The sequence below is a fragment of the Burkholderia sp. Cy-637 genome, assembly GCF_011753175.1.
Classification (GTDB): Bacteria; Pseudomonadota; Gammaproteobacteria; order Burkholderiales; family Burkholderiaceae; genus Burkholderia; species Burkholderia gladioli.
The window spans coordinates 15,507-27,530 of sequence record NZ_VWWC01000100.1 but is presented as its reverse complement, the minus strand read 5'-3'; the positions used below and the strand labels follow the sequence as shown (position 1 = coordinate 27,530).

The following is a 12,024-nucleotide window of genomic DNA, read 5'->3' as shown; positions in this document are numbered from 1 at the left end:
CCTGTCGAAAACCGGCGCGCCGCCGGCCGTGCTCGCGCGCGATGCGCTGGCCGATTCGGCCCGGCTCGCCGTGCCGCCAAGCGCCGCGCCCGGCCGCGCGGTGGATCCCGACACGCAGCGGCTGTTCGACGCCTGCCGCGAGCAGAGCCAGCGCACCCAGCTGGCGGTCGCGCAGGAGGTACGCACGCGCTACCGCTTCGACGACATCGTGTTGCCCGACGAGACGCGCGACTGGCTGCTCGAGGTGCTGCACTACGCGCGCAACCGGCACCAGGTGGTCGAGGGCTGGGGCTTCGACGCCAAGCACCAGGCCAGCCGCAACCTCAGCGTGCTGTTCCACGGGCCCTCGGGCACCGGCAAGACCATGGCCGCCTCGATCATCGCCAACGAGCTGAACCTGGGGCTGTTCCGCATCGACCTGGCCAGCATCGTCAGCAAGTACATCGGCGAGACCGAGAAGCAGCTCGCGCAACTGTTCGACCAGGCCGAGGCGATGAACGTGGTGCTGTTCTTCGACGAGGCCGAGGGGCTGTTCGCCAAGCGCACCGACACGCGCGACGCGCACGACCGCTACGCGAACCTGCAGACCGGCTACCTGCTGCAGCGCATCGAGACCTACCAGGGCATCGTGATCCTCTCGACCAACCTGCTGCAGAACATCGACAAGGCCTTCCTGCGACGCTTCCGCTTCATCGTCGAATACCCGTTCCCGAGCGAGGCGCAACGGCTCGCGCTGTGGCGCAACGCCTTCCCGGCGGCCGCGCCGCTCGGCGACGACCTCGACTTCGCCCTGCTGGCCGAGCGCGCGCCGCTGTCGGGCGGCAACATCAACAACATCGCGATCGGCGCGGCCTTCCTGGCCGCCGCGGAAGGCGCGGCGGTGGGCTGGCGGCATCTGCTGCAGGCCACCGAGCGCGAGTATCGCAAGCTCGGGAAGGTGTTCGTACCGCATGAATTCGAGTGGGGCGAGGATGAGTGAGCGCGCTGGCAAGGAGAAGGCCTGATGGGCAGGCTCGCGGCGCCCGTCGCCAAACCCGCCTCGAAGACGACGGTTGCGCCGGCCCCGACCAGCGAGGGCGCCCGGCCGGCCGCTTCCGGCACCGCGCCGATGGTGGGCATGGACACCTATCGCTATGGTCCGAGTTCGCTGGGCCTGCCCGATGATGTACAGCCGCGCATGGGGCACGAAGGCATCTCGCCCGCCGATCGGTCGGCGGATGGAAAGGCAGGCGTGTCGCCGTCTCCAGCGCCGCCGCCCTCCCCGCCGGCGGCTCCGAATCGTACCGGCCTGCCCGATCCGTTGAAGCACGGCGTCGAGCGCCTGGCCGGCGTCGATCTCAGCCGCGTGCGGGTTCATTACCGTTCCGCGGAGCCGGCACGCTTCGACGCGCTGGCCTACGCATTCGGCTCCGAGATCCATCTCGCGCCGGGCCAGGAACACCATCTGCCGCACGAAACCTGGCATCTCGCGCAGCAGGCGCAAGGCCGTGTGGCGCCGACCGTGCAATGGAAACGCGAGGTGCCCGGCAACGAGGATGCCGCGCTGGAACGCGAGGCGGACCGGATGGGGGAGGCGGCGCTGCGACCGATAACGGCCGCGGACTCCCCGCCGACGCGAGCGCGATTGCCAACGGCCGCGCGCGGCGTGCTGCAACGCACGCCGCAGCAGGCACTCGACCGGCTCGCGCCCTCGCCGACCAAGGAATCGCTGGCCCGCATGCTGGCCACGGCGACCCGGATCGTCGAGACGTTCCCGCTGGTCGGCTCCAGGACCGACACCTATCGCACCATCAAGGCGCAGTTGGCCGGGGAGGTCAGGCGAATAGACCGGATCGTCGCCAGCGAGGGCGTCGACTTCATCGGGCTCTGGAATCGCGGCCTCGGAAAAAGCGCCTTTGCGCGTATCCCGGCGAGCGCATCGACCTACCAGCCGCCCACGCTCAGGCCGTCTCCGTTCGCCGATCCGTCGAATGTGGACAGTTATCTCGCGCGATGGCTGCACCGGCCCCTGGCGGAGAAATCGTCGAGCCCCGATCGCAAGCTCGCCAAGGCGATCCCCTTGCTGCTGTCCGAAGCGCCATTTCCCGAGCACGTGGCGACCGCGTTGAAACTCTACTTCGCCCACACGGCGAATTTCGTGCCCGTCGACAACGTCGGCCGCGATTTCCAGGCCAAGGCGCACGGCCAATACTATCGATCCAGTAACGAGCCGGTCCGCAAAGGCAACACGAAAGTGCTGAAGAAGTTCACAAGGGGATACGCCGCGAGAGCAAACAGCCGGTTTCCCGCCAAGTTCACGGCGCAGGTCACCAACCATCCACAGCATCTGGCCTTGCGCCGGCACGGTGCCCTGAAGAAACAGATCGCGGCAACCGAATTCATCGCGCCTCCCGGCTACGGCGACAGCCGCATCGCCGTCTACCAGAGCGTTGCGGGCACTCATACCGGATCGCTCGGCCAGATCCAGAACGTCTACCGCACCCTGCAGGTTGGTGCGCATACGCTGATGCCGCCGCCGGTGCCGATCGCGCCCGCGGCCGCCAGCGCCGCGGCCTCCTCGTCGGCCTCCGCCGTGCGGCAACGCGATCCGGGCCTGCAGCCGCTGATCGACACCGAGCGGCTCGCGCCAGGCACGGCGGACAACTACCACGATCGACTGTTGGCCGATCGCGGCGCACTCGTCGCCGGCGTGGCCGGGCAGATAGCCGGGCTTTATCCCGATGGCGGCGCCGGCTGGAAGGTCGTGCCGATCCAGTCGCCGACGCATGCCAGCCTGATTCTCGAGCTGGTCGATCCCGCCGGCGGCCCGGTACTGAGCGAGCGCGAATGGCGGGAGCTGTTCATCCCGACATTCAACACCGTGGCCAGAACACTGGGTGTGCAGACCCGTGCGACGCATCGAGGCAGCTTCGGTTTCCTGTACCCGACCGTGTCCTCGGTCGGCGGCCCGGTACGTATCTGGCCGGGACTCACGCCACCCGACCTGTTCAGGCAACTGGTGCTCGGCACGCTCGCACGACTCGCGGCGACCGATGCACGCTTTCGCGCGCCGGCCACACAGGGCCTGCCCGCGCCGCGCGACCAGGCTTCGTGGGCCTCGAGCTCGCCGGACGTGCCGCTTTACCGGGAGGCGCTGAAAACCGCGGTCCGCTACGCGCAGGACACCATGCAGGACATCGCGACGCTCGACGGTCCACGGCAATTCGTGCAATGGATCCTGCTGCGCCTGCGGCACAACCTGCTGCGCGCCGATTTCCTGCTCGGCCTGGAGCCGCCCGACACGCCCGCAGAACGCGAGACCGACTACCTGAAGTCGGCAAGCGTGATCGAGAACCTGATGGAATACAGCTACCTGCTCGAGTCGTTCAACACGCAGGTCCCGGCCAAACCCCAGGACACGCCGGACGATCCCTACCCGGCGTACCTGCGCGGCAAGCTGGCGCTCGATGATCGAACCCACGCCACCGCGACCTACTATCTCGACAGCGGCATGCAGGCCATCGTGACAGCCAACCTGCTGGTCCGGGCGTGGAACAGCCAGCGGCATCCGCCGAGCGCGGCAGCGGCACTCGAATCGATCGACCTGAACAGCTATTTCGAGTACGCCGCGGTCGACAAGGAAAATCTGAAGGTGGTCCCGATCAACCGCGACGCCACCGGCTTCCAGGGCCCCCACGCGCTATGGGCCACGCTGCGGGCACGCGAGCAACGCCGGGCCCCCGCGCCGCACATCATCGCCGCCGACCTCAACCCGGTCCTGACCTCGCGCGAGGGGCGCGCGTCGCTGGTGTCGCCTGCGGAGGTACTCCAGCATTTCGCGCAATACCACCACGCCGGCGGCAAGACGGTCAACCAGCACACGGTACCGATCGTGGACGTGACCAATGCCTCGCTCGCCACCGCGGCAGCCCTGAAACTGCAGGAGGGCTACGAGAACTTCATCGTCGTCGAGAGCCTGTCCAAGCACCAGCAACTCGGCGCCGACAAATTCACGATGGGCCGCCTCAACGTGGTCGGCAGCGCCGCATTCCTCGCCTGCGCGAAAGCCCTGATCGAACCCATCGAAGCTGCCGCGTTCCATCGCCTGCCCGCCACCTATCGCCTGAGAATGGATCGCATCTTCTACGGTGGAGGCGGCGCGGCCACATCACAGGCGCCCGCCCCGCGCTATCGCCCACGACCGCCGGTCCCTGTCGTGCACGGCGCCGGCCCGGCAGCGACGCGCCCAGCAGCACCTCGGGTCAAGCGTCGTGCCACTCACGACCCGTCGCCTGACGGCAACCTGCCCGTGACGGGCCAGCCGGCAGGTGCCGCGTCGCAATCCGGACCGGCCGCGCCGACCACCGCCAAGCGTGCGCGGGGTGCCGACGATACGTCGCCGCGTTCGCCGATCGCGTCCACGAGCCGGCCGACACGCCCGCCATCGCGGTCGAGTCCCCCGCCGACCTTCGCACCGTCGCCGCCGGCCGCCTTCACGGCCTCGGCATCGAGCAGGCCGTCGCCGCGCTTGCCCGCCGGCAATGGCATCCCCTCCGCATCGTTCATCCCGACGAACGCTCCGAGCGCATCGCAGCCGGCGAGGGGCCTTCCGCGCTTGCCCGTCGCCTATCACCTGCCGCTGCCGACGTCATCGGGGGCCGCACCCGCTGCGACGCTCAACTTGCCGCTCGGCTATCCCTATCCGTCGTCATCGCCGATCACCCCGTCGGCCGTCTTCCTGCAGACGACCCAGGGTGCCCCCGCCTATACGAGCCCGTCCGCGCCCTATGGTCAACCACGGCAATCGCCATTGCCCAGCTCCAGCAGCGGCAACGCATACGTGCCATCGGCTTCGCCGCCTGTCTACCGGACCTCGGCCCTTGGCGCCCCTCCTCCATCCGCAACGTCGAGCCGGCCGCCGTCGCATCTCCCACAGGCAGTACCGCCGGCCCCCGTCCATATCGCGCCGCTCCGACCGGCGATCGATCCGCGCAACCTTTATGCGGCCCTCTACTCGCAGCCCGTTGCGCCCTCGTCCTCGCACGCGCCTGCGCCTGCGCCGACGATCGTTCCCCAGCCGGTATATGCGGCGCCCACCTACACCGCGAGCCAGCCCGCGACGCCCGCCCGGAACACCACGCAGCCCTTGCCGTCCCTGTTCGATTCCGGCCAGTACGGCAGCCTGCCGCCGCCCGTGCCGACGATCGCCCCCCGACCGGTATATACGGCGCCCACCTACACCACCAGCCAGCCCGCGACGCCCGTCTGGAACACCACGTTGCCCTTGCCGCCCCTGTTCGATTTCAGCCAGTACGGCGGCCTGCCGTCATCCACGACGACGGACGATCTCGACGACCTCTGACCCGGGATCGCGCGGCGCGACCATGGCATATCCGGATGCGCGGTCGAGCGCACCGGAAGCCCGAACATCGGTATCGTGTTTGGCCCGCCCCCGCCGAAATGAGAGAATCCCCCATCCCATGACCACTCCGACGGAGCCCGCATGAAGCGTCTGCTGTCCACGCTCGCCATCACCGCCGCGCTCGCGACGGCGCTCTCGCCTGCCGCCCCGGCCGCCGCCGCGACGCCGCCCGGCATCTTCGTGATCGCCACCCAGATCGGCGAGTTCACCACGCTCGATCCGGCCGAGATCTACGAGCTGGTGCCCTCCGAATACGTCGCCAACACCTACGAGCGGCTGGTGCGCGTGGACCTGCGCGACCCGACGAAATTCGAAGGCCGCATCGCGCAATCGTGGAGCGTGGGCGCCGACGGCACCACCTACACCTTCAAGCTGAAACCGGGCCTCAAGTTCCATTCGGGCAACCCGGTGACGGCCGACGACGTGGCCTGGTCGATCCAGCGCACGGTGCTGCTCGGCAAGGGCCCGGCCGGCGTGCTGGCCGACCTCGGCTTCACCAGGGACAACGTGATGCAGAAGGTGCGCGCGGTCGACCCCGCCACCGTGAGCCTGCAGACCGATCGCAAGACCGCGCCGAGCTTCGTGCTCAACGTGCTGAGCGCGGGCCCCGCCTCGATCGTCGATCGCAAGCTGCTCGAATCGCACGCGAGCGGCGGCGACTACGGCAATGCCTGGCTCAAGACCAACGACGCCGGCTCGGGCCCGTACCGGCTGGTGAAGTGGTCGCCCAACGAGAGCATCGTGCTGCAGCGCTTCGACGGCTATCCCTCGCCGTACCCGATGAAGCGCGTGGTGCTGCGCCATGTGCCCGAAGCCTCGGCGCAGCGGCTGCTGCTCGAGAACGGCGATGTCGACGCGGCGCGCAACCTGAGCCCGGACAGCCTCGCCAGCCTGGCCAAGGCCGGCAAGATCCAGGTCAGCGCCACGCCGGTGGCCGCGCTGATGTACCTGAGCCTGAACACCAGGAACCCGAACCTCGCCAAGCCGGAAGTGCAGCAGGCGATGAAGTGGCTGGTGGACTACCAGGGCATCCAGCGCAACATCCTCGCCAGCACCTACAAGGTCCACCAGACCTTCCTGCCCGACGGTTTCCTCGGCGCGCTCGACAGCGATCCCTATCACCGCGACGTAGCCCGCGCCAAGGCGCTGCTGGCCAAGGCCGGCCTGCCGAACGGCTTCGACGTGAGCATGGACATGCCGAACGACTACCCCTTCGTCGAGATCGCGCAGGCCCTGCAGGCCAACTTCGCGGCCGGCGGGATCCGCGTCAAGCTGATCCCGGGCGACGCCAAGCAGGCGATCGGCAAGTACCGCGCGCGCCAGCACGACATCTTCATCGGCGAGTGGTCGCCCGACTACATGGACCCGAACAGCAATGCGCGCGGCTTCGCCTGGAACCCCGACAACTCCGACAACGCGCCCACCCGCATGCTGGCCTGGCGCAATGCCTGGAACATTCCCGAGCTGACGCGGCAGACCGATGCGGCGCTGGCCGAACCGTCGGCCACCAAGCGCGCGAAGCTGTACCAGCAGTTGCAGCAGTCGGTGCTCACGAATTCGCCCTTCGTGATCCTGTTCGAGAAGGTGGTGCAGGTGGCCACGCGCCCCGGCGTGACCGGCCCCGAGATCGGCCCGATCAACGACCTCACCTCGTATCGCACGCTGAAGAAATAAGCGTGCCCGGGCCCGGCCGCGCCGGGCCCGGCGCTCCCGCGGGCGGCCCGTGCCGGCGCCGCCCCGCGCCTGTCGCTCCCCTCCCGTCGAATTTTGGCCGGTTCCGGTCGCCCCCCGCTCTCTGCTCTAATACGGCAGGCCCGTGCCGTTGCCGGGCCGGCCGTGTTCCGCTCGTCATCCCGCCAGCCTCAGGTTCCGAACCATGGAGTGTGTATGAAGCCCCGCATGTCCTCGCTTGCCGCGCTGCTCGCCGCCGCCTCGACCTGCTTCGCGCTGGCCGCCGTGCCCGCCGTCGAAGCACAGGCCGCCACGCCGAAGGACATGTTCGTGATGGCCACCCTGCTCGACGAGTTCTCGACGCTCGACCCGGCCGAGGTCTACGAGCTGGTGCCGGAGGAATACATCGCGAACGTCTACGACCGGCTGGTGCGCGTCAATCTCGCCGATCCCTCGAAGTTCGACGGCGACATCGCGCAATCGTGGAGCGTCGACGCCGAGGGCACCGGCTTCACGTTCCGGCTGCGCGACGGCCTGCGCTTCCATTCCGGCAACGCGCTGACGGCCGAGGACGTGGCCTGGTCGATCCAGCGCGCGGTGCTGCTCGACAAGGGCCCGGCCGCGGTGCTGGCCGGCATCGGCCTGAACAAGGCCAACGTGATGCAGAACGTGAGGAAGCTCGACGATCACACCGTGATGATCCGCACCGATCGCAAGTACGCGCCGACCTTCGTGCTGAACGTGCTGGGCTCCTGGCCGGCCTCGGTGGTCGATCGCACGCTGCTGCTCGCGCAGCAGCAGAACGGCGACTACGGCAACGGCTGGCTCAAGACCCACGAGGCCGGCTCGGGCGGCTACCGGCTGGTGAAGTGGACGGCCGGCGACAGCCTGGTGCTGCAGCGCTTCGACGGCTACCGCCTGCCGCTGGCGATGAAGCGCATCGTGCTGCGCCACGTGCCCGAGGCGGCCACCCAGCGGCTGATGCTGGAGAGCGGCGACATCGACGCGGCGCGCGACCTGAGCCCGGACGACCTGGCCGCGGTGGCCAAGAACGGCAAGGCCAGGGTGGCGGCCTCGCCGCAGGCCACCCTGCTCTATCTCGGCCTGAACACCAGGAATCCGACGCTGGCCAGGCCGCAGGTGCAGGAGGCGCTCAAATGGCTGGTCGACTACCAGGGCATCCAGCGCAACGTGGTGAAGACCACCTACCGCGTGCACCAGAGCTTCCTGCCCGACGGCTTCCTCGGCACGCTCGACAGCAGTCCCTATCATCTCGACGTGGCGCGCGCCAAGGCGCTGCTGGCCAAGGCCGGCGTGCCGAACGGCTTCGCGGTGACGATGGACGTGCGCAACGACTACCCGTACACGGAGATCGCCCAGGCGATCCAGGCCAATTTCGCGCAGGCGGGCATCAAGCTCACGCTGATTCCGGGCGACAACAAGCAGACGCTGGCCAAGTACCGCGCGCGCCAGCACGACATCTACATCGGCGACTGGTCGGCCGACTACATCGACCCGCACAGCAACGCGCAGGGTTTCGCCTGGAATCCCGACAATTCGGACAACTCGAGCTTCAAGATGCTGGCCTGGCGCAATGCCTGGAACATTCCCGAGCTGACCAGGCAGACCGACGCGGCGCTGGCCGAACCCTCGCCCACCCGGCGCGCGCAGCAGTACCAGGCGATGCAGAAGGCGGTGCTGGCGAATTCGCCCTTCGTGATCCTGTTCGAGAAGGTGGCCCAGGTGGCGACCGCGCCGGGCGTGAGCGGGCTGGCGGTGGGGCCGATCAACGACCTGGTTTCGTATCGGCAGTTGAAGAAGTAAGGCGCGCGGCGGCGGGCGCGGGAGCCTCACCCGGTTTTCGCGCCCCCGCGCATCCGGCATACTTCGGGTTCGCGCCGCTTGCCGCTCGCCGCGCGAACGATTTCACCGCCCAGGAGATGCCCCGCCCGATGTCGTCCCCCTCCACGCTGTTCGACTCGCTGCGCACGCTGCCCGCGCGGCAGCCGCTCGCGCGCTGGGCGCTGCGCGTGCTGCGCTGGGCGCTGACGCTGGCCGTCACCTTCGCCGGCCTGCTGGCGCTGACCTTCGTGATCGGCCGCAAGGTGCCGATCGACCCGGTGCTGGCGGTGCTCGGCGATCGCGCCTCGGCCGCCGCCTACGCGGCCGAACGCGCCGCGCTCGGGCTCGACAAGCCGCTGCTCACGCAGTTCGCGATCTACGTGCGCGACGTGCTGCACGGCAATCTCGGCACCTCGCTGCTGACCTCGAACCCGGTCGGCGACGACATCCTGCGCGTGTTCCCCGCCACCCTCGAACTGGCGAGCCTCGCCACCCTGATCGGGATCGGCATCGGCGTGCCGCTCGGAGTGGCCGCCGCGGTGCGCCACAACCGCCCGATCGATCACGTGGCGCGTTTCATCGGCCTGATCGGCAGCTCGGTGCCGGTGTTCTGGCTGGGCCTGATGGGCCTGCTGCTGTTCTACGCGAAGCTGCACTGGGTGGGCGGCCCGGGCCGGCTCGATTCCGCCTGGGACGGCATGGTCGACACGCGCACCGGCATCCTGCTGATCGACGCGGCGCTGGCCGGCGAATGGGAAGTCTGGCGCAACGCGCTCTCGCACATCGCGCTGCCGGCCGCGATCCTCGGCTACTACTCGGTGGCCTACCTGAGCCGCATGACGCGCGCCTTCATGCTCGAGCAGCTCAGCCAGGAATACATCGTCACCGCGCGCGCCAAGGGCGTGCCCGAGCGCCGCGTGATCTGGCGCCACGCCTTCGGCAATATCGCCGTGCCGCTGCTGACCGTGATCGCGCTGACCTACAGCAACCTGCTCGAAGGCTCGGTGCTCACCGAGATCGTGTTCGCCTGGCCCGGCATCGGCTCCTACCTGACCGGCGCGCTGCTCAATGGCGACATGAACGCGGTGCTGGGCTCGACGCTGGTGATCGGCGCGATGTTCATCACCCTCAACCTGCTGACCGACGCGCTCTACCGCGTGTTCGATCCGCGCGCGCGCTGACGCCGGCCCGCTCCGTGCCCGCGCGCCTGGCCGCCTCCACCGGATTCCGATGACCCAGCCTCCCGCTCCTCCCCAAGCTCCCCCGCCCGCCGGCCGCTGGCGCGCCTGGCTGCTCAGCGAGACGCCCGCCTCGCGCCGGCAGGCCTCGCTGGGCCTGGCCTGGCGACGCTGGCAGCGCTTCGCAAGCAATCCGCTGAACCTGCTGGGGCTGGCGATCCTCGCCGCGCTGGTGCTGGTGGCCCTGCTCGCGCCGCTGCTGATGCCGCACGACCCGCTGCGCCAGGTGCTGAACGACCGGCTGCTGCCGCCCGGCACGCCCTCGCACTGGCTCGGCACCGACCAGCTCGGTCGCGACATCCTCTCGCGCATGATCGGCGGCTCGCGCATCACGCTCGGCATCGCGATCCTGGTGGTGGCGATCGTGGTGCCGATCGGCGTGCTGATCGGCACCACCGCCGGTTTCGTCGGCGGCTTCGTCGACAGCATCCTGATGCGCCTCACCGACATCGCCCTGGCCTTCCCGAAGATCGTGCTGGCGCTGGCCTTCGCGGCCGCGCTCGGGCCGGGCATCGTCAACGCGGTGGTGGCGATCTCGATCACCGCCTGGCCGGCCTATGCGCGGCTCGCGCGCGCCGAGACGATCCGCATCGCGCAGGCCGACTTCATCCACGCCGCGCGCCTGCAGGGCGCCTCGGGCTGGCGCATCCTGCGCCGCTATATCGTGCCGCTGTGCCTGTCCTCGGTGATCGTGCGCGCCACGCTCGACATGGCCGGCATCATCCTGACGGTGGCCGGGCTCGGCTTCCTCGGCCTCGGCGCGCAGCCGCCCAGCCCGGAATGGGGCTTCATGGTGGCCTCGGGCCGCAACGTGCTGCTCGATGCCTGGTGGGTGGCCACCCTGCCCGGGGTGGCGATCCTGCTGGTCAGCCTGGCCTTCAACCTGCTCGGCGACGGGCTGCGCGACGTGCTGGACCCGCGCCATGGAGCCTGACGCGATGCAGACGCCCGCCATCGGCAACATCCCGCCCGCCGCCGCGCCGCTGGTCGAGATCGACGGGCTGCGGATCGGCTTTCGCGGCCACGACGGCCGGCTCGCGGACGCGGTGCGCGACCTCTCGCTCACACTCGCGCCGGGCGAACGTCTCGGCATCGTCGGCGAATCCGGCTCGGGCAAGTCGCTGACGGGCCGCGCCCTGCTCGGCCTGCTGCCGGGCGCCGCGCAGTGGTCGGCGCGCGCCATGCGCTTCGCCGGCCGCGACCTGCTGACGATGCGCGAGGCCGAGCGGCGGCGACTCTGCGGCGCCGAGATCGCGATGATCCTGCAGGATCCCAAGTACTCGCTGAACCCGGTGATGACGGTGGCCCGGCAAATGGCCGAGGCGTTCCGGCTGCGCGAGCCGGGCCTGAGGGGACGCGCGCTGCGCGAGCGCATCGTGGCCGCGCTCGCGGCGGTCGAGATCCGCGATCCGGCGCGCGTGGCCGATGCCTACCCGCACGAGCTGTCGGGCGGCATGGGGCAGCGCGTGATGATCGCGATGATGGTCTCCACCGGGCCGCGCCTGCTGATCGCCGACGAGCCGACCTCGGCGCTCGACGTGGCGGTGTCGATGCAGGTGCTGGCGGTGCTCGACGCGATGGTGGCCAGGCACAACAGCGGCCTGCTGTTCATCAGCCACGACCTGCCGCTGGTGATGTCGTTCTGCGATCGCGTGGCGGTGATGTACGCGGGGCGCGTGGTGGAGACCTGCGCGGCGCGCGATCTGGCCCACGCGACGCATCCCTACACGCGCGGGCTGCTCGGCGCGACGCCGCCGCTGGCCGCGCCGCCCGAGGCGCTGCCGGTGCTGGCGCGCGATCCGGCCTGGCTGAAGGAGGCGCAGCAATGATGCCGGAACACGGGATCGAGGCAGGCGCGGCACTGCCGATCGA

General features: G+C 69.7%; 7 protein-coding genes. All 7 read left to right on the top strand.

Going from position 1 to position 12,024, the window contains the following annotated elements; genetic code table 11:
- A partial coding sequence (locus F3J10_RS23240; RefSeq protein ID WP_240155691.1) for an ATP-binding protein occupies positions 1-979 on the top strand: 979 nt, incomplete at its 5' end.
- A 24-nt stretch (positions 980-1,003) separates the two neighbouring features.
- On the top strand, positions 1,004-5,341 hold the full coding sequence (locus tag F3J10_RS23235; RefSeq protein ID WP_205200421.1) for a DUF4157 domain-containing protein: 4,338 nt from the start codon (positions 1,004-1,006) through the stop codon (positions 5,339-5,341).
- 141 nt (positions 5,342-5,482) lie between these two features.
- On the top strand, positions 5,483-7,075 hold the full coding sequence (locus tag F3J10_RS23230; protein WP_167243090.1) for an ABC transporter substrate-binding protein: 1,593 nt from the start codon (positions 5,483-5,485) through the stop codon (positions 7,073-7,075).
- Positions 7,076-7,288: 213 nt separating this feature from the next.
- A complete protein-coding gene (locus F3J10_RS23225; protein ID WP_167243089.1) occupies positions 7,289-8,896 on the top strand; it encodes an ABC transporter substrate-binding protein in 1,608 nt (535 codons plus the stop codon).
- Between the two features lie 128 nt (positions 8,897-9,024).
- Entirely contained in the window at positions 9,025-10,095 is a 1,071-nt protein-coding gene (locus tag F3J10_RS23220; RefSeq protein ID WP_167243088.1) for an ABC transporter permease, read from the top strand.
- Between the two features lie 49 nt (positions 10,096-10,144).
- Entirely contained in the window at positions 10,145-11,086 is a 942-nt protein-coding gene (nikC, locus tag F3J10_RS23215) for a nickel transporter permease (RefSeq protein WP_167243087.1), read from the top strand.
- Positions 11,076-11,981 carry an ABC transporter ATP-binding protein gene (locus F3J10_RS23210; protein WP_167243086.1) on the top strand — a complete coding sequence of 302 codons (906 nt, stop codon included), beginning with the start codon at positions 11,076-11,078 and terminating at the stop codon, positions 11,979-11,981. Before nikC ends, F3J10_RS23210 begins: the two co-directional genes overlap by 11 nt.
- Positions 11,982-12,024 lie beyond the last annotated feature (43 nt).